15 protein-coding genes and 1 pseudogene are annotated in these 17,630 nt (G+C 53.8%); 4 read left to right on the forward strand and 12 right to left on the reverse strand.

What is annotated here, in order from left to right; all coding sequences use genetic code 11:
- Position 1: 1 nt before the first annotated feature.
- The 10 genes and pseudogenes from AC07U6_RS04035 to AC07U6_RS04080 form a co-directional block, all read right to left on the reverse strand.
- Complete coding sequence (locus tag AC07U6_RS04035; RefSeq protein WP_494763163.1) at positions 2-1,027, reverse strand: microcin C ABC transporter permease; 1,026 nt, start codon at positions 1,025-1,027, stop codon at positions 2-4.
- A complete protein-coding gene (locus AC07U6_RS04040; protein ID WP_494763162.1) occupies positions 1,027-2,118 on the reverse strand; it encodes a microcin C ABC transporter permease YejB in 1,092 nt (363 codons plus the stop codon). Before AC07U6_RS04040 ends, AC07U6_RS04035 begins: the two co-directional genes overlap by 1 nt.
- Before the next feature lie 11 nt (positions 2,119-2,129).
- Complete coding sequence (locus AC07U6_RS04045) at positions 2,130-3,938, reverse strand: extracellular solute-binding protein (RefSeq protein WP_494763161.1); 1,809 nt, start codon at positions 3,936-3,938, stop codon at positions 2,130-2,132.
- 111 nt (positions 3,939-4,049) lie between these two features.
- A complete protein-coding gene (locus AC07U6_RS04050; RefSeq protein ID WP_494763160.1) occupies positions 4,050-5,642 on the reverse strand; it encodes a cyclic di-GMP phosphodiesterase in 1,593 nt (530 codons plus the stop codon).
- 212 nt (positions 5,643-5,854) lie between these two features.
- Complete coding sequence (mepS, locus tag AC07U6_RS04055) at positions 5,855-6,427, reverse strand: bifunctional murein DD-endopeptidase/murein LD-carboxypeptidase (protein WP_494763159.1); 573 nt, start codon at positions 6,425-6,427, stop codon at positions 5,855-5,857.
- Between the two features lie 522 nt (positions 6,428-6,949).
- Positions 6,950-7,657 (reverse strand): phosphatase PAP2 family protein, encoded by a 708-nt coding sequence (locus AC07U6_RS04060; RefSeq protein WP_494763158.1) that lies wholly within the window; start codon positions 7,655-7,657, stop codon positions 6,950-6,952.
- A gap of 37 nt (positions 7,658-7,694) precedes the next feature.
- Complete coding sequence (locus AC07U6_RS04065; protein WP_494764521.1) at positions 7,695-8,678, reverse strand: CobW family GTP-binding protein; 984 nt, start codon at positions 8,676-8,678, stop codon at positions 7,695-7,697.
- A gap of 83 nt (positions 8,679-8,761) precedes the next feature.
- On the reverse strand, positions 8,762-9,334 hold the full coding sequence (gene yeiP, locus AC07U6_RS04070; RefSeq protein WP_105591333.1) for an elongation factor P-like protein YeiP: 573 nt from the start codon (positions 9,332-9,334) through the stop codon (positions 8,762-8,764).
- Between the two features lie 145 nt (positions 9,335-9,479).
- Positions 9,480-9,881 carry a DUF1240 domain-containing protein gene (locus AC07U6_RS04075; protein ID WP_494764787.1) on the reverse strand — a complete coding sequence of 134 codons (402 nt, stop codon included), beginning with the start codon at positions 9,879-9,881 and terminating at the stop codon, positions 9,480-9,482.
- Positions 9,882-9,883: 2 nt separating this feature from the next.
- Positions 9,884-10,533 (reverse strand): annotated as a pseudogene (locus AC07U6_RS04080) (hypothetical protein).
- A gap of 532 nt (positions 10,534-11,065) precedes the next feature.
- On the opposite strand from AC07U6_RS04080, the gene AC07U6_RS04085 reads away from it, so the two are divergent.
- The 4 genes from AC07U6_RS04085 (at position 11,066) to fruA (ending at position 15,471) form a co-directional block, all read left to right on the forward strand.
- The gene (locus AC07U6_RS04085; protein WP_200546206.1) at positions 11,066-11,320 is read left to right on the forward strand and encodes a YkgJ family cysteine cluster protein; all 255 of its coding nucleotides are present in this window, start codon (positions 11,066-11,068) and stop codon (positions 11,318-11,320) included.
- Positions 11,321-11,694: 374 nt separating this feature from the next.
- Complete coding sequence (fruB, locus tag AC07U6_RS04090; RefSeq protein ID WP_494763157.1) at positions 11,695-12,828, forward strand: fused PTS fructose transporter subunit IIA/HPr protein; 1,134 nt, start codon at positions 11,695-11,697, stop codon at positions 12,826-12,828.
- Positions 12,825-13,766: a 1-phosphofructokinase gene (gene fruK / locus AC07U6_RS04095; RefSeq protein WP_494763156.1), complete on the forward strand. Its 942-nt coding sequence runs from the start codon at positions 12,825-12,827 to the stop codon at positions 13,764-13,766. Before fruB ends, fruK begins: the two co-directional genes overlap by 4 nt.
- A gap of 16 nt (positions 13,767-13,782) precedes the next feature.
- Positions 13,783-15,471, forward strand: a complete 1,689-nt coding sequence (gene fruA / locus AC07U6_RS04100) for a PTS fructose transporter subunit IIBC (RefSeq protein WP_494763155.1) — start codon at positions 13,783-13,785, stop codon at positions 15,469-15,471.
- 86 nt (positions 15,472-15,557) lie between these two features.
- Here the strand turns inward: fruA and nfo are convergent, their stop codons facing one another.
- Positions 15,558-16,400 (reverse strand): deoxyribonuclease IV, encoded by an 843-nt coding sequence (gene nfo / locus AC07U6_RS04105; RefSeq protein ID WP_494763154.1) that lies wholly within the window; start codon positions 16,398-16,400, stop codon positions 15,558-15,560.
- A 61-nt stretch (positions 16,401-16,461) separates the two neighbouring features.
- Positions 16,462-17,517 carry a YeiH family putative sulfate export transporter gene (locus tag AC07U6_RS04110; protein WP_494763153.1) on the reverse strand — a complete coding sequence of 352 codons (1,056 nt, stop codon included), beginning with the start codon at positions 17,515-17,517 and terminating at the stop codon, positions 16,462-16,464.
- Between the last annotated feature and the right edge of the window lie 113 nt (positions 17,518-17,630).

The raw sequence follows: 17,630 nt of genomic DNA on the forward strand, positions 1-17,630 counted from the left end.
ATCAGTGTACCTTGCTCGGGTCGAAGGCGTCGCGCACGGCTTCACCAATAAAGATTAACAGCGATAGCAGGATCGCGAGGGAGAAGAAGGCGGTCAGCCCCAGCCACGGCGCCTGCAGGTTATTTTTACCCTGTAGAAGCAGTTCACCCAGTGATGGCGAACCCATCGGCAGGCCAAAGCCGAGGAAGTCCAGCGAGGTCAGCGTGGTGATCGATCCGCAAAGAATAAACGGCAGGTAGGTCAGCGTGGCGACCATCGCATTCGGCAGCATATGGCGCGACATAATGCGCCAGTCGCTGACCCCCATCGCCTGCGCGGCGCGGATGTAGTCGAAGTTACGCGTGCGCAGAAACTCTGCGCGAACCACGCCGACCAGGCTCATCCAGCCGAAAATCACGGTGATCGCCAGCAGCCACCAGAAGCCGGGCTGCACTACGCTGGAGAGCAGGATAATCAGGAACAGCGTCGGCATGCCCGACCACACCTCAATAATACGCTGTCCCCACAGATCGACTTTACCGCCAAAATAGCCCTGGGTTGCGCCGACGATAATGCCAATCACGCTGGAAAATAGCGTCAGCATCAGGCCAAACAGCAGGGAAATTCGCGTGCCGTAAAGAATGCGCGCCAGCACGTCACCACCGTTAGCATCGGTACCCAGCCAGTTTTCCAGCGAAGGTGGGGAAGGGAAGGGGCGGGTGCTGGCGAAGTTAATCGTGTTGTCGCCGAAGCGGATTGGAGCCCAGATAGCCCAGCCCGCGCTGTCCAGCCGCTGCTTCAGCCATGGGTCCTGATAGTCTGTCGGGGTGGCCAGCGGCCCGCCAAAATCGCTTTCGGTATAGTTCACCACCACCGGGAAGTAGGTGCGATCCTGATAGTGCACCACCAGCGGCTTATCGTTCGCCAGCAGTTCGGAGCCGAGGCAAAGCACGAAAAACACCAGGAAGATCCACAGCGACCAGTAGCCGCGACGGTTATTTTTAAACCGCGTCCATCGAGCCTGATTAATCGGATTTAAATGGCTCATCAGCGCCCCTCGAAATCAATACGTGGATCGACCAGCGTGTAGGTGATATCACTGATGATATTCAGCAGTAGCCCGATCAGCGTGAAAATGTACAGCGTGCCGAACATTACCGGGTAATCGCGCTGGATAGTGGCATCGTAGCCCAGCAGCCCCAGGCCGTTAAGCGAGAACATCACCTCAATCAGCAGCGAGCCGGTAAAGAACATGCTGATAAAGGTGGCGGGGAAGCCGGCGATCACTAACAGCATGGCGTTCCGGAAAACGTGGCGGTAAAGAATTTTCTCCTCGTCCAGCCCTTTGGCTCGTGCGGTAACGACGTACTGCTTGCGGATCTCATCAAGAAACGAGTTTTTAGTCAGCATGGTCAATGTCGCAAAGCCACCGATCACCGTCGCCAGCACCGGCAGGGTGATATGCCAGAGATAGTCGGTGATTTTTCCATACCACGGCAGACTGTCGAACTGCGGTGAGACCAGCCCACGCAGTGGGAACCAGTCGAGGTAGCTGCCCCCGGCAAACAGCACAATCAGCATGATACCGAACAGGAAAGAGGGAACGGCGTAGCCGATGATAATCGCCGTGCTGCTCCAGATATCAAACGCGCTGCCGTTACGCACCGCTTTCTTGATACCCAGCGGAATCGAAACCAGATAGATAATCAGCGTGCTCCACAGTCCCAGCGTCACCGACACCGGCAGGCTCTCTTTGATCAACTGTATGACTGAACTACTGCGGAACAGGCTGTCGCCGAAATCAAAGCGCAGATAGTTCCACAGCATAGTGAAATAACGTTCATGCAGCGGTTTATCAAAGCCGTAGCGTTTAGTAATTTCCGCAATGACTTCGGGGTCCAGGCCGCGGGAACCGCGATACTGACCGTCACCGGGGGAGGCATTCAGCGAACTGCGCGCGTGGGAGGCGTTATCCCCGGCGGCACCGGGCAAACCGGTGGTCTGGCCAAACTCAATATTGGCAATGGCCTGATCGACCGGACCACCGGGTGCAATCTGCACGATAAAAAAGTTAATGGTGATAATCGCCCACAGAGTGGGAATGATCAGCAGTAAGCGACGAAGAATATACGCACCCACAGTCAGGCTCCTTAACGACGCTGCGCCGGCAGCTGTGCGGCTTTGTTGACATCGTACCACCAGCTGTCAAAGCCCAGCGAATAGATTGGGCGAGTGGTCGGCATCGAGAATTTATTCCAGTAAGCATAATGATCGCTGGCGCTGTACCACATCGGGATCATGTAGTAGTTCCACAGCAGCACCCGGTCCAGTACACGCCCAAGGGCGATCAACGCTGGTTTGTCGCCCTGATGCTGATTGATCTGTTCAATCAGATTATCAATCAGCGGGCTGTTGACGCCCGGTGAGTTATAGCTGGAGTTGATATAGCTGCTGGCCCAGTAAAATTGCAGGCCGGTATCGGGGGTAGCGAAAGCCGCATAGCGAGAGGGCAGCATATCGAAATCGCGGCTGCGCAGGCGGGACAGATACTGCGAACTGTCCACCCGGCGTATATCCATGTTAATGCCGATACGTGCCAGATTATGCTGGAATGGTAGCACCCACTGGTCGTTGCCGCCGCTGCGCAGCAGCAGCTCAAAACGCATCGGTTTACCGGTTTTAACATTAACCAGCTGTTGGTTTTTCAGCTCCCAGCCAGCCTGTTTGAGCAGATCGAGTGCCTGTAAGAGTTTACCCCGGTCGTAGCCGCTGCCGTCAGTTGTGGGTGGTTGATAAATTTTATCAATGACTTCAGAGGGATATTGCCCCTTTAGCGGAGCAAGTATTTCCAGTTCGCTGGCATCTGGATAGTTGCGGGCGGCGTATTCTGTATTCTGGAAATAACTATCGACCCGTTTATAGGCGTTATAAAACAGCGCTTTGTTCATCCAGTCGAAATCAAATACCAGCGACAGCGCCTCACGCACTTTCGGATCGGTAAACTGCGGGCGCTGAATATTAAAGGCCAGCCAGTTGGTGTCGGTAGCAACGGTGTTCGGAACCGGGTCTTTGACGATATAGCCGCGTTCAAAATTGTTACCGCTGTACTGCGTGGCCCATTTTTTTGCCGAACCTTCCGCCCGGAAATCAAACGCACCGGCCTTAAATGCCTCGAAGGCCACGTTATCATCGAGATAATAGTCGTAGCGGATTTTATCGAAGTTAAAACGCCCTTTATTCACCGGCAGATTCGCCGCCCAGTAGTCTTTAACCCGCGAGTAGGTGATTGACTGGCCGACTTTATAGGCGGTAATACGATAGGGTCCGCTGGACGGCGGTGGGTAGGGGAGTGGCTCACCCAGATTGCGATTTTTCCAGAATTTCTCAGGGAACACCGGTGATGACAGCAGCGACAGCATTTTGTCGCGGTCGGGCTGCGGCTGTTCAAAACGCACCGTCAGACGGGAAATCGCCTTAGCGGTGACGCCTTTATAATACACGCGATACTGCGGCACGCCCTGAGTCATAAACATATTGAAGGTGAAGGCGACATCGGCGGCGGTAATCGGCGAGCCGTCCTGGAATCGTGCCAGTGGATTAATCTCCACCTCAACCCAGCGATAATTGTCGGGGTAGCGGGCATATTCGGCAATAAGCGGGTAGAGACTGCCGACCTCATCTTCGGACGAGGTGAACAGGCTGTCGTACAGTGCTTCTGTGCGCGCGCCGGGACTGCCGCGCATGGCATAGCGGTTAAAGTTATCGTAGGTGCCAATCGCAGAGAGCGTAATACTGCCGCCTTTTGGCGCGGCGGGGTTGGTGTAATCAAAATGCGTGAAGCCTGTGGCGTATTTTGCGGTACCAAGCTGGGCAAAACTGTAGCTCTCATTAATATTTTCAGCCTGCGCGCAGGCTGCGGTCAGGCTGAATAAAGCAAGGGCAACAATGCGCACAATCATGGTTTAACAGGCTCCCGAAGGTAATTGAAAAAGACAGGCAAGTCAGACTGACAGTAAAGCTAACCGGGCGCAATGATAGTTAAGCCTTTTTACCCGTTTTGACAGTTGATGCTAACCGGCCAGTACGGTGCGATCGTTTGGCGCAGCCTGGTCGATAAAATAGTCCACCAGCTGTGGTACCGTGCGCGGTCGGCTGAATAAATAACCCTGCATATGGCTGATACCGCCATTAATTAGCCACAGCGCCTGCTCGGTGGTTTCCACGCCTTCGGCCACCGTATTCAGATTCAGTTTTTGCGCCAGATTCAGCACGGCGCCCAGCACCGGGGAATTAACGGTTTCCGTACCAATACTGAGAACAAAACCCCGATCGATCTTCAGGTAATCAAATTTAAACTTTTCCAGATAGATTAGCGCGCTGTGGCCGGTGCCAAAATCATCAATGGCAATTTTAATATTTTGCTGGCGAATCCAGTTGAAGATTTCATCCGCGCTGCTGTCGTCCACCATAGCGCGTTCGGTGATTTCAAAAATATAGTCGAAATGATTTTGCGGCATGGCTTCCAGCCAATCGAGCACATCCTGACGAAAAGTCGGATAGCTTAAATGCAGCGGGGAAAGATTAATCCCCAGACGCGTGCCGGCAGGGATCGTTTTGCACAGTTGGTGTGCATCCCGTGCAACGAGCTGAAATAAATGCCGGGTCAGCGGAACGATCAGGTTTTGTCCTTCGGCGTCGCTGATAAACGAGTCAGGCGGTATTCGGCCCTCGGTGGGATGCGTCCAGCGCAACAGGGCTTCAAGCCCGTAAGCTCGCCCGGTACTGGCTTCTATGACCGGCTGATACTCTACGTGAAATTCACCCCGCTTCATGCCCAGCTGGATCTCTTTTCCCTGGCGCTGGCGCAGCAAAAGCGCCAGGAAACAGATAAAGGCGGTGATGATGCTGAGTAACAGTCCGGTGAGAAGAATGACATGAACATCGCGAGCAGGAAGCGTTTCCCCATAGAAATAAAGCGTCAGGGGGTATCCGGAAATGGCAATCGTACGCAGCGGATGCTGCGGCAAATCCGCAGGCTTGACCACTCCGTCATTCCAGGTGGTTAGCGCGTTATCTTTCGTGGCGATAGCTATGCCGGCAATCTCCAGATGACGAGACGTCAGCAGCAGATACGGCGTCAGATTGACGTCCAGCGTTACAAATACGCCGTAGGATGGGTGATTGGCATCGGACAGCCAAATGGCAATTGTGGGTTTGCCCGAAACCATTGGCGTGTCCGGGATCAGGCGAATATCCAGCGGTTTAGCGATATCGGTTAATGGGGAAATCCTTTTTACCGCCAGCGACATTGGTCCGGTGGCGGAGGAGCAGAAAGCCACGCCGTTTTTGACCAGCAAAATGGCACGAATATTAGGAGCGAATGCGGCACGCTGGACCAGGTCATTACGAACCTGGTCGCAGCTGGCAATACTGGCGGCGGCCTGTAAAGGTTGTAGGGTTTGCTGAAGTTCACCGAAAAGGTTAATGATATAGCTTTGCGTGTAGTCAGCCAGCCGGTTGTGGCTTTCGGAATAGCGGTTCCAGGTGATACTCAGGGTAATAACGATAAACAACAGAAAAAAAATAAAACCAATGGCGGCACTCAGACAGACTATCTTGCGCTGCTGGGGGACCAGTCGCGTGACGTTTGTTGGCAGTGGCATGGGGTGATATCTCCCGTTATAGCCGGTTTTATATTATTTATTAGTAACAAACAGCTTCTCTGGTGTAAGCAATGCAGGATATAACGGCGGCGAGTTTCTGTCTTCATATTCTTTTTATTATCAATAGTTTTTTTGCTGAAAAACAGGCGAAAAAAGACGCTGCCGTCGCAGCGTCTTTTTCTCTCGTGTTTCGCAGACTTCAACGGATGAAATCAGCTTTGAGTTCGGCTCAGAACCCGGCGTGCATCGCGGTAGCGATTTTTCCAGTACGACTCGTTGAGATTAGAAATCATCACGCCGTTGCTGGTCGATGCATGTACGAAGTTGTCATTACCGATGTAAATACCGATATGACGCCCCGTAGAGCCTGCGCGGAACAGAACTAAATCACCCGGGCGCAGTTTCGCGCGCTGGATACTCTTTCCGCTGTCTTCCTGTTCATAAGTTGAACGAGGAAGATCTAAACCAAACTGTTCACGAAACGTAGTCTGAACAAAGGCCGAGCAGTCAATGCCACGTTTGCTGGTACCGCCTAAACGATAACGCACGCCTTTCCAGTCTGCGTACTGATCCATTAAACGGGATTTAATATCCACGTTCTGAACCATCCGTTCGAATTCATCCTGAGACGCTTGAAGTAAAAAACCATTCTGGTCTTTAACTGCATGAGTATCAGTTTGTACATTGTGCCCGCTGTTCGAACTACATGCTGACAAAAGTGCCGCAAATGCGACGGCGGGGATTGCCCGCAGGATATATCTCAGAATAGGTTGAGACTTGACCATTATGTTTGTAATCCCTTGAAGTCCTTAACGACAGAGTCGTTAGTTAAAATGCGAAACGAAACGAGATTAATTAGCGCATCACAAGATGACAATTTCGGAATCTTTAAAATGTGTTAGCGAGCACGTTTTAAAATGTAACAGACCGAAATATTTTACCCATTTTGCCTAACCGGAAACGAGGTTACCCCATTACAACGCACATGGCGAGGGGTTTTAAGTACTTTTTTATAGGTTTTTTTGATGTGAAATAACCAGATACGCATTTGGTTAGAGATCGGACAATATTGGCGGTTCTAGCGTTGCAGACAGCACAGCTTTGTGGCAGCAGGCATAGCGGCTGTGAGATTAGGAATAATCTCAAAGAATGACAGTCGGTTACCTTGTTGAGCTTGCCTGCCTGGACATAATGAAATGTTCTGAGTGATTTACAACGTTAGCGTGCTAATTGATTTCTCATCCGCATTAAAGATAAGAAAAATTTTTATCCTTAATGCGGAATTTACAGCGGGTTTATAAGGGGAATTACCTGGCCGGTTTATATTTACCCGGTAAATGACGATAGAGCCAGTTCACCAGATAGTCGCTGGCCGGCGTCATTAGCCACCAGCTCATGCCAACCAGCACCACGGAAAGAGAGCCCACGGCAATGTCGGTAAACCAGTGCGCGCCAATCATCACGCGCGGCATTGCAAACACCAGTACGATCAGCACCGCCAGGGCAAACGCGCGGCGGCTGAAATAGCGCAGCATAAAGCAGGCGAAAATAATCAGCATCATGCCGTGGTCGCCGGGGAAACTGTCCGCCGAGGAGTCTTTGGTCGGAATACCGGTCAGCTGCGAGACGTGATGCACGTCCGGGAAGAATTTCGTTGGGCTGGCATGTGAAACCGGGATCAGGTGGCCGAGCTGGTTCAGGCCCACGGCGGTAATCAGCATGGTGATGCCGATTGCCAGCATTCTGCGGCGGCCCTGAGGGGTTTCGCGGAGCCAGAAGTGCAGATACAGGCCACCCATCGCCAGCAGGGAGACGCCGTCAAACGCGCGGAAGTTGGTGATGGCTACCAGCCACAGCAGAAGTTTACTGGTCACCATACGGTCATTAAACCAGTAGAAGATCCCTTTATCGATGGCAAACCACTGGCCGTGGCCTGCGGGTAGATACCAGGAGAAAAAAAGGATTAACCCCAGCGCATTGAGTAAAAGGATGGTCAGTAAGCGTTTAGTCGTCATAAATCCCAGAATGTCATTAGCTAAGTCGCGGCGTAGATTATCCCTGATAGTGTAAACGAAGTTTCAACAAAGAAGTTTGCAAACTGTTCCAATCCGCGCGCGCATCGTCGATCAGTTCAATACGACTGTCCGGCGGCTCGGCGCTGCGGGTCTCAATATGGAAGTCGGCCCCCTGACGATTAATGCTGACCATACCTTCTGCAATGCGCATAACGCCTTTCACTCGTGACACCGGCGCCAGGCGCGCCCATTCAAGCAGGCCGATGGTATCAAACACCGTATCACCGTTGAAAACCCAGCCGCAGGCATAGTATCCCTGGCCCTCATTCAGCGCTCTCCGCCACGGCATGTTGTCGTCAGACTTGAGTGCCGCCAGCCGCGACGGTGCCGTGCTGTGGTGGTGATGTGCCGGGTGAGGTAACTCGCGGAGATTGCGGCGAGGGGTGTCCAGCAGCGCCGCATCAATCTCGCCGTGCTGGGTGGTAACTAGCGTGCGGCCGGAGGCTGACTGCTGCTGGAAGTTCAGCAGCGCCTGGCGGCTGGCGTCGTCCCAGCGATCCTGTTTATTGGCAATAATGATGTCGGCAGCGGCCAGCTGGTCACGGAAGTTTTCATTATCCACCACCCGTTCATCCAGCAGCTGGCGCGGATCGAGCAGGCAGAGCGTGGCGCGCAGATCGATCCAGGGTTCGTACACGCTGGCCGACAGCATATCGAGGATTTGTTTAGGATGACCCAGGCCGGTCGGTTCAATCAGCAGCCGGTCCGGCTTCGCCTGTTTTAGCAGCATATTCAGTCCGACCTGCATCGGCAGACCGTTAACGCAGCACATGCAGCCGCCGGGGATCTCTTTCAGCACGGCACCGGTTTCTGCCAGCAGCGCTCCGTCAATGCCCACTTCGCCAAACTCGTTGACCAGCACCGCCCACTTTTCACCGTCGGGTTTATTGGCCAGTAAATGGCGCAGCGTCGTTGTTTTTCCACTGCCAAGAAAGCCGGTGATCAGGTTTACCCGGGTCATCATTGCTCCAGTTGATGCGTTTTTTCTTGTTATAACATAACAAAAAGGGCGATGTCATTGCACATTGCCCCTGTCCGACAGAACTAGTCTGCGCGGCTCATATAACGACGCTCGGGAATATGAATGCGGATCTTGTCACCGTTGCTGAGATATTCCGGTACCTGGATAACCAGACCGGTACTCATCGTTGCCGGCTTAGTACGGGCGCTGGCAGAGGCTCCTTTAATACCCGGCGTGGTTTCAACAATTTCCATATCCACGGTCTGCGGCAGCTCAAGTGCCAGGATCTGGCCATCCATCGTCAGCACCTGAATACCGGGAATGCCGCCTTCCGGCAGGAACAGCAGTTCGTCTTCGATCTGATCCTGCTTGAAGTTGTACGGGGTGTAATCTTCGTCATCCATAAAGACGTATTCATCACCGTCTATATAAGAGAAGGTGACCTGGCGGCGGCTGAGGGAAATGGTATCGAGGATGTCATCACCTTTGAAGCGCTCTTCAACCTTCAGCCCGGTGCGTACATCCGTGAAGCGCATTTTGTACAGCGTGGACGCACCGCGTGCGCTTGGGCTTTGCACATCAATATCTTTTACCAACAGCAGTTTGCCGTTGTAGCTGATGGCCATACCTTTTTTGATTTCGTTCGCTCTTGGCATAAAACGGATCTCACATGGAAGAGAGGAAAATTTATCGCGACAAGGTACTCGCGCCCGGGCTTTCAGGCAAGAGGCGTCCGTAGCTTCAGATGAAAAAAGCGGGCAGCATTGCTAATAAAGCGGCAGTACCCGTGGAGGGCAGGCACTACTGCAGATCGCAGAGCGATAAATCAGTCACGTAGGTTGCAGGGAAACTGTAGTTGGTCTGCTTGCAAATATAGTATCCCGAATGTTCAAGGTGATAGTCGATGTAAAACCAGCCCGGAATGCTGAGGATGGCGAGTGCTACGCCTGCAACCATTAAAAATTTCGATATTGCATCACCATATTTTGGTTTTTTGTTAAAAATGAAGAAGTGTACACAATAGTAGAGAGCATAAATAATTATTGGAGATAAAGATTCGACGAGGAGCATTTTAAACGAAAAATCTATTTTTTCCTCCATTTTTATGATTTTAAGTAAGTTGTTTGATACGTAGATGAAGAGTCCAGTAAAAATCAATAAAAATATGGCTGATGTTAATGCTTTCAGATAGTTATTCTTCATTTTTATTTAAAAAGAGTGTTAAAAGATGGCTGAAGGTTTTGCTCAGGCGTTCTGGTTTTTTTTCTGAACTCTTCTCTGAGTAATGCTATTAATTTGTTACTTATCTGGTACTTTTCGTCAACTACACTAAGAAAGAATGTAGCTGCTATGCCTATGCCCACCACTAACAAGGCGACGCCTATAATACTTCCCCCGCAAATCCCACAGCAGTAAGAAAAGTCCCTACTGCAAATGAGGCCGCAGCACTTATCGCCACCTTGGCCATATCCATCGTGATATTGCCGAGGAAATTGGACAGGGTGTAATCGCTTTTAAAGATGCTTTCGATAATCCGGTAGCCAGCCGCAAAGTAGATGCAGGACTTCGCGCCTTTGACCAACGATGCGGCCAGGCCCTGCTGCCCGATCCCCATCGCCAGTATTTGCGGGTGACTGGCTCCGTACCGCGTGCCGGTAATAATTCTGCGCAGCCCGGCATAGCCGGAGATATGGATGAATTTTTTCCCGTTGTCGGCGGTGAACTCTTTAGCGGTAATGCCAAAAATTTTAAATTCCTGGATAACCTCATATAAACCCCATACATCGTGGAAATTACCGGCATAGGTGGAGAGAGAGTCGGTAACAGTAAATACGGATGAGGTTGTATTCTTCAGGTTAATACCTCTGGCAAACGCTTCTCCGGGGGATATCCGCCCCGCTGAGGGTGTCAGATTGCGCGAGAACAGATAGCTCCTGGACTTTTCCGGATCGGCGGGACGGCGGTGGCGGTAACCGAGGTCTTCAAGCACGCTTTTCGCTTCGCTCAGGGTGAGTACCGCATGATAATAACTATTATCGCTCAGCGCTTTCTCCAGCCCGAGCGCATCAAAAAAGGCATGCTGTGGCTTCAGCTGATTGATCCCAATGTCGCCGCGGAGGAAATCACCCATATAGTCCTGCCAGCCTGGGTCATTGCGGTTGCCTGCCATCTCATCACTCCATGATGTTTTGAATAAAGGCGTTTGTTTGTGTCGTGCGCGCAGCACACCAGACGCGGCGACATTACTAGCACGAGAAGGGCGGGGGGCTAAATCGTATTTCGTTGATAGTGACCATTGCATAATGCGTAGGGGAACGTTAAGCCGGTATCGTTAAGGCGTACGTTCTGCTATTGTTGCGCACTCTGATCAGCCTGAGAATTTTCTTATGGAATGCCGTATTGATTGTGGAGCCTGTTGTATTGCGCCTTCCATCTCCAGCCCGATCCCGGGCATGCCCAACGGCAAACCGGCCAACACCCGCTGTATTCAGCTTAACGATCGTAATTTGTGCAATATTTTTGGCTCGCCGCTGCGACCGAAGGTGTGCGGTGGATTACAGCCTTCGCGGGATATGTGTGGCACAAACAGTCTTGACGCGATGACCTATCTGGTGAATCTGGAAGCCGCAACGGCACCTTAATTAAGGTTCGTCTCATTCTTTTACTTAATTGCGCAAAGACATCGTCTTTTAGCCCGCGCTCCCTGATCGATTTATCTGGCCATCAAGCCCCTTGCTTAACTTCTCTTCAGCACTTTTCCCGATAAATCACCCTGCTTTCAGCACCCCTTCAGCTAAAGCTTTAACGCCGGGGGTTTTCTGTGACAAATCTCAACAAAATGTGCGGACCGTCAAAAATCTGCTATGCCGTTTACAGTAAAACTTGCCACAACACCTCATTAACGACCACAATCCTTGAAACGTTTCAGCGTTGTCTCCGCAGGTTGTTTGCTCAGGGATAGCGCTTTTTTTCTCAAATTAGCTGAAACGATTCAAATTCAGCAGCGAGGAGAACCATGTTCCAGTTAGAACTCAACGCCATTAAGCCCGGCGCGCAGGCGTCCGACAAACAAGATGCCATTCGTCAGGTTGCCGCCGCGCTGACCGCCGCCGGTAACGTGGGCGAAGGTTATGTTAACGGTATGCTGGCCCGCGAGCAGCAGACCTCTACCTACCTGGGTAACGGTATTGCCATTCCTCATGGCACCACTGACACCCGCGATTTGGTTCTGAAAACCGGCGTGCAGGTGTTCCAGTTCCCTCAGGGCATCGCCTGGGGCGAAGATCAGACTGCCTACGTGGTCATCGGCATCGCTGCGAAATCAGATGAGCACCTGGCGCTACTGCGTCAACTGACTCACGTCCTGAGCGATGACAGCGTGGCTGAACAGCTGAAAACCACCGATTCAGCGGAAATGCTGCGCAGCCTGCTGATGGGTGAAAAGCAGGGCGCTGAGTTCAAATTCGATACCTCGCTGATTGCCACCGACGTGGCCGCCAGCGATTTGATGACGCTTCAGGCGCTGAACGCCGGTCGTTTGCAGCAGGCTGGTGCGGTTGATGCGTCCTTCGTCAGCAGCGTCATCGGTGTTAAACCGCTGAACCTGGGGCAGGGCATCTGGCTGAGTGACAGCACTACCGGCAATCTGGGCAGCGGCGTGGCCGTCAGCCGTGCCGCCGCGCCGATCGACGTCAATGGTGAAAGCGCGTCACTGCTGATCACCGTAGCTGTTGCCGACGGCCAGCCGCTAACCGTGCTGAACTACCTGAGCGATCTGCTGATTGCGCAGAAAGCTGAACGTCTGCTGAAAGCCGACGCGGCGGGCATTCTTGCCCTGCTGACCAGCGAAGTGTCCGAGCAGGCCGACGTGCTGACCGAAGAGTTCACCATTCGTAACGAACATGGCCTGCATGCCCGCCCGGGCACCGCGCTGGTCAGCGTGATTAAACAGTTTAACTGCGACGTAACCGTGACTAACCTTGACGGCAGCGGTAAACCGGCAAACGGCCGCAGCCTGATGAAAGTCGTGGCGCTCGGCGTGAAAAAAGGCCATCGCCTGCGCTTTACCGCCAGCGGTGAAGATGCCCGCACGGCACTGGATGCGATTGGTGAAGCCATCGCCTCGGGTCTGGGCGAGGGGGCAGCATGAGCAGACGCGTTGCCACCATTACCCTGAACCCGGCTTACGACCTGGTGGGTTACACCCCAGAAATCGAACGCGGTGAAGTTAACCTTGTGAAAACTACCGGGCTGCACGCGGCCGGTAAAGGCATTAACGTTGCTAAAGTGCTGAAAGATCTGGGCATTGATGTGACCGTCGGCGGTTTCCTCGGTAAAGAAAACCAGGATGGCTTCCAGCATCTGTTCAGCGACTTAGGCATTGCCAACCGCTTCCAGGTGGTTGAAGGCCGTACCCGTATTAACGTTAAGCTGACCGAGAAGGGCGGCGACGTCACCGACCTGAACTTCTCCGGCTTTGAAGTGACCGGGCAGGACTGGGACCGCTTTACCGCCGATTCCCTGACCTGGCTCGGCCAGTTCGATATGGTCTGCGTCAGCGGTAGCCTGCCAGCGGGCGTCGATCCGGAAGCCTTTACCAAGTGGATGACCACGTTACGCACTCACTGCCCATGCATCATCTTCGACAGCAGCCGCGAGGCGCTGGTTGCCGGTCTGAAAGCCGCGCCGTGGCTGGTGAAACCAAACCGCCGCGAGCTGGAAATCTGGGCTGGCCGCAAGTTACCGGCACTACAAGATGTGATTGAAGCAGCACATTTGCTGCGTGAGCAGGGTATTGCTCACGTGGTGATCTCACTCGGTGCTGAAGGCGCCCTGTGGGTGAATGCTTCAGGCGAATGGATTGCAAAACCACCTGCCTGTGAAGTTGTCAGCACCGTGGGTGCCGGTGATTCGATGGTTGGCGGGCTGATCTACGGCCTGCTGATGCGTGAATCCAGCGAGTACACCCTGCGTCTTGCAACCGCCGTGGCGGCAATGGCCGTCAGCCAGAGCAATGTGGGCGTTACCGATCGTACCCAGTTGGCCGCAATGATGGCGCGAGTCGACCTACAACCTTTCCATCATTAACAGCAGGAGACGCATAATGAAAACGCTGCTGATCATAGATTCTTCGCTGGGGCTGGCAACGGGCTATCTGGCAAAAAATATCACTACCGCCGCTGCGGCAAGTGCCGGACTGACGCTGACCGATAATCCGGCAGAAGCAGACCAGGTGATTGTTGCCGGTAAAAACATTCCCGCCGACAGCACCCTGAACGGTAAAGCCATTTATCTGGCGGATATCGAACAGCTGCTGCGCCAGCCTGCCGACGTGCTGGCGAAAGCGCAGACCGACGCCCAGCCTTACCAGGCACCGGTTTCCGTAGCGAAAGCGGCTGCGCCTGCCGCTGGCCCGAAACGTATTGTTGCGGTGACCGCCTGCCCGACCGGCGTGGCGCACACCTTTATGGCGGCAGAAGCCATCGATACCGAAGCGAAAAAGCGCGGCTGGTGGGTGAAGGTTGAAACGCGTGGTTCCGTCGGTGCGGGCAACGCCATCACCCCGGAAGAAGTCGCGGCGGCCGATCTGGTTATCGTCGCGGCGGATATCGAAGTGGACCTGGCGAAGTTTGCCGGTAAGCCGATGTATCGTACCTCTACCGGACTGGCGCTGAAGAAAACCGCGCAGGAGCTGGATAAAGCCGTGGCGGAAGCCAAGCCTTATCAGCCGCAGGGCGGCCAGTCTTCCGCACAGAGTGAAGACAAGAAAGAGAAAACCGGCGCTTACCGTCACCTGCTGACCGGCGTGTCTTACATGCTGCCGATGGTGGTTGCGGGGGGGCTGAGTATCGCGTTGTCGTTCGCGTTCGGTATCACCGCGTTTAAAGAGCAGGGCACGCTGGCTGCGGCACTGATGCAGATTGGTGGCGGCAGTGCGTTTGCGCTGATGGTGCCGGTACTGGCTGGCTTTATCGCCTTCTCGATCGCTGACCGTCCGGGTCTGACCCCGGGCCTGATTGGCGGTATGATCGCCACCAGCATCAACGCCGGTTTCCTCGGCGGTATTATTGCCGGTTTCATTGCCGGTTATGCGGCGAAGTTCCTCAGTCAGAAAGTGAAGCTGCCAACCAGTATGGAAGCGCTGAAGCCGATTCTGATTATTCCGCTGGTCGCCAGCCTGATCACCGGTCTGCTGATGATCTACGTGGTGGGCAAACCGGTTGCCGGTATCATGTCAGGTCTGACCTCCTGGCTGGCTAACATGGGTACGGCGAACGCGGTACTGCTGGGTGCGGTTCTTGGCGGTATGATGTGTACCGACATGGGTGGCCCGGTGAACAAAGTGGCCTATGCCTTTGGTGTTGGGTTGCTCAGCTCCTCAACCTACGGACCGATGGCGGCGATTATGGCGGCCGGTATGGTGCCACCGCTGGCAATGGGTCTGGCGACGATTGTTGCACGTAAAAAGTTCAACAAGGGTCAGCAGGAAGGCGGCAAAGCGGCGCTGGTTCTGGGGCTGTGCTTTATCTCTGAAGGTGCAATTCCGTTTGCGGCCCGCGACCCAATGCGTGTACTGCCATGCTGTATCGTTGGCGGCGCGGTAACCGGCGCCATCTCCATGGCGATTGGCGCTAAACTGATGGCACCGCACGGCGGCCTGTTTGTTCTGCTGATCCCGGGTGCGATCACTCCGGTACTGGGTTACCTGATGGCGATTATCGTCGGTACGCTGGTGGCGGGTCTGACTTACGCGATGCTGAAGCGCCCGGAAGTAGAAATGGCAAAAGCGTAATCTTAAGTCGGGCCAGGGTGAAAGCCGCTGGCCCAGATAGCAAAAACGGCCTCGTGATGACGGGGCCGTTTTTTTACTTCTGCTTTTTACTTCTGCTCTGACTTCAGCCAGGCGATCTCATCTTTCCAGATCTCCGGATCGATGGTTTCCAGAATCATCGGAATACCGTCAAATCGCGCATCCTTCATCAGCCAGCTGAATACCGTCTTGCCGATATTGCCCTCGCCGAGGCTGTGATGCCGGTCAACGCGACTGTTAAATTCGCTCTTCGCATCGTTCAGGTGCATCCCGCGCAGGTAGCGGAAGTCAACAATACGCTCAAACTCCTCGAAGGTTTTCACACACTCTTCTTCGGTGCGCAGATCGTAACCGCCGGCAAACGCGTGGCAGGTATCGATGCAGACGCCGACGCGGGATTTATCCTCCACGCCGTCGATAATCGCCGCCAGGTGCTCAAAGCGGAAACCGAGGTTGCTGCCCTGGCCAGCGGTGTTTTCGATCACTGCAGTAACGCCTTCAGTCTGATCCAGCACGATGTTGATCGATTCCGCAATGCGCTTCAGGCACGCTTCTTCGCTAATCTGCTGCAGATGGCTGCCTGGGTGAAAGTTCAGCAGTGTCAGACCCAGCTGCTGGCAGCGGGTGACCTCATCAAGGAAGGCGGCGCGTGACTTTTCAAGGGCTTCCTCAACCGGATGGCCAAGGTTAATCAGATAGCTGTCGTGGGGCAGGATCTGGCCGGGGCCATAGTTATACTGCTCACAGGCGCTGCGAAAGGCGGAAATCACCTCGTCCGTCAGCGGTGCTGCGCGCCACTGGCGCTGATTTTTTGTGAACAGCGCAAAGGCAGTTGCTTCCAGCTCAAAGGCGCGTTTAACCGCCTGATCCACGCCGCCTGCTGCGCTGACGTGGGCACCGATAAATTTCATGCCGTTCTCCTGTTAATGGCCTGGGTCATCTCCGGCTATGATAACCGGAAACGCTGCCAGATTATGCCATCAAATGGTCGGCCAGCAGGTTAATCGCACCGCCACCCACAATCAGCCAGATAAACAGCACCAGACCCAACAGCAGCGGCCGCAGCCCGGCACGTTTCAAATGATCAAAGCGGGTGGTGAGGCCAGGCGCGGCCATCGCCATGGCCAGCAGCACGTTATCCAGTTGGCCGATCGCGCTGACCATCTCTTCCGGCAGCAGATGGAAAGAGTTGAACAGGGCAACAGCGATAAACAGCAGGGCAAACCAGGGGAAGCTGACTGCTGACTTCTGCGCATCGTGGGCGGCAGCGGGGCGCAGGCGTCCGATCTGCCAGCTGATGAGCACCAGGAAGGGAGCCAGCATCATGACCCGCAGCATTTTAGCAATCACGGCCGTATTTTCCGTCAGGGTACCGAGGGTATGTCCGGTGGCAACAACCTGTGCCACTTCATGCAGGGTGGAGCCGATATAAATGCCGTAGTTTTCTGCGGTCACCGAGGGGAACAGTGCTGCCGCCAGCGGATACAATAAAGGATAAACAAAGATAGCCAGTGTGCCGAACAGTACTACTGTGGCAACGGCGACGGTAACTTTGGCCGGATCGGCCTTTATTATCGGCTCGGTTGCCAGAATAGCCGCCGCACCACAGATACTGCTTCCCGCACCGATAAGCCAGACGGTTTCGCGATCGAGATCAAAAACTTTACGCCCCAGCCAGCAGGCAAGGCAAAACGTTGAACCGAGAACCAGCAGATCAATCACAATACCGCTGACGCCGACATCGGCAATTTGCTGGAAGGTCAGGCGAAAACCGTAAAGGACGATCCCCGTGCGCAAAAGTTTTTGTTTGGCGAAACCCACCCCATCGTTGCTGGGCCGGGTAATATAGGGATAAACCGTGTTACCGATAAGGATACCGAAGACGATAGCCAGCGTCAGCGCGCCCAGACCCAGACTTGAAAGCTGGGGGATACTTCCTGCGGCGGTCGCCAGAGCAGCAATCCCTGCTGCCAGCGCCAGTCCAGGTATAAACTTAGCGGCAACAGGTAGCGGTTTATGGTAGGTCATATCGGTTTCTCCTAAAAAGCCATAGAGATCATGTAAGAATCCGGCTTAAAAGAGAAATTGATAATATATTTATTATAAACCACTATTAGTGTTAAGCGGCGTCGGCGGAGGGC

This window comes from Erwinia sp. GW821-FHT03D09, assembly GCF_059420805.1.

Excerpts from the sequence above, each read along its gene's own strand:
- AC07U6_RS04035 (WP_494763163.1), bottom strand. The coding sequence starts at position 1,027 with ATGAGCCATTTAAATCCGATTAATCAGGCTCGATGGACGCGGTTTAAA.
- AC07U6_RS04045 (WP_494763161.1), bottom strand. The coding sequence starts at position 3,938 with ATGATTGTGCGCATTGTTGCCCTTGCTTTATTCAGCCTGACCGCAGCC.
- AC07U6_RS04050 (WP_494763160.1), bottom strand. The coding sequence starts at position 5,642 with ATGCCACTGCCAACAAACGTCACGCGACTGGTCCCCCAGCAGCGCAAG.
- mepS (WP_494763159.1), bottom strand. The coding sequence starts at position 6,427 with ATGGTCAAGTCTCAACCTATTCTGAGATATATCCTGCGGGCAATCCCC.
- AC07U6_RS04060 (WP_494763158.1), bottom strand. The coding sequence starts at position 7,657 with ATGACGACTAAACGCTTACTGACCATCCTTTTACTCAATGCGCTGGGG.
- AC07U6_RS04065 (WP_494764521.1), bottom strand. The coding sequence starts at position 8,678 with ATGACCCGGGTAAACCTGATCACCGGCTTTCTTGGCAGTGGAAAAACA.
- yeiP (WP_105591333.1), bottom strand. The coding sequence starts at position 9,334 with ATGCCAAGAGCGAACGAAATCAAAAAAGGTATGGCCATCAGCTACAAC.
- AC07U6_RS04075 (WP_494764787.1), bottom strand. The coding sequence starts at position 9,881 with ATGAAGAATAACTATCTGAAAGCATTAACATCAGCCATATTTTTATTG.
- AC07U6_RS04085 (WP_200546206.1), top strand. The coding sequence starts at position 11,066 with ATGGAATGCCGTATTGATTGTGGAGCCTGTTGTATTGCGCCTTCCATC.
- fruB (WP_494763157.1), top strand. The coding sequence starts at position 11,695 with ATGTTCCAGTTAGAACTCAACGCCATTAAGCCCGGCGCGCAGGCGTCC.
- fruK (WP_494763156.1), top strand. The coding sequence starts at position 12,825 with ATGAGCAGACGCGTTGCCACCATTACCCTGAACCCGGCTTACGACCTG.
- fruA (WP_494763155.1), top strand. The coding sequence starts at position 13,783 with ATGAAAACGCTGCTGATCATAGATTCTTCGCTGGGGCTGGCAACGGGC.
- nfo (WP_494763154.1), bottom strand. The coding sequence starts at position 16,400 with ATGAAATTTATCGGTGCCCACGTCAGCGCAGCAGGCGGCGTGGATCAG.
- AC07U6_RS04110 (WP_494763153.1), bottom strand. The coding sequence starts at position 17,517 with ATGACCTACCATAAACCGCTACCTGTTGCCGCTAAGTTTATACCTGGA.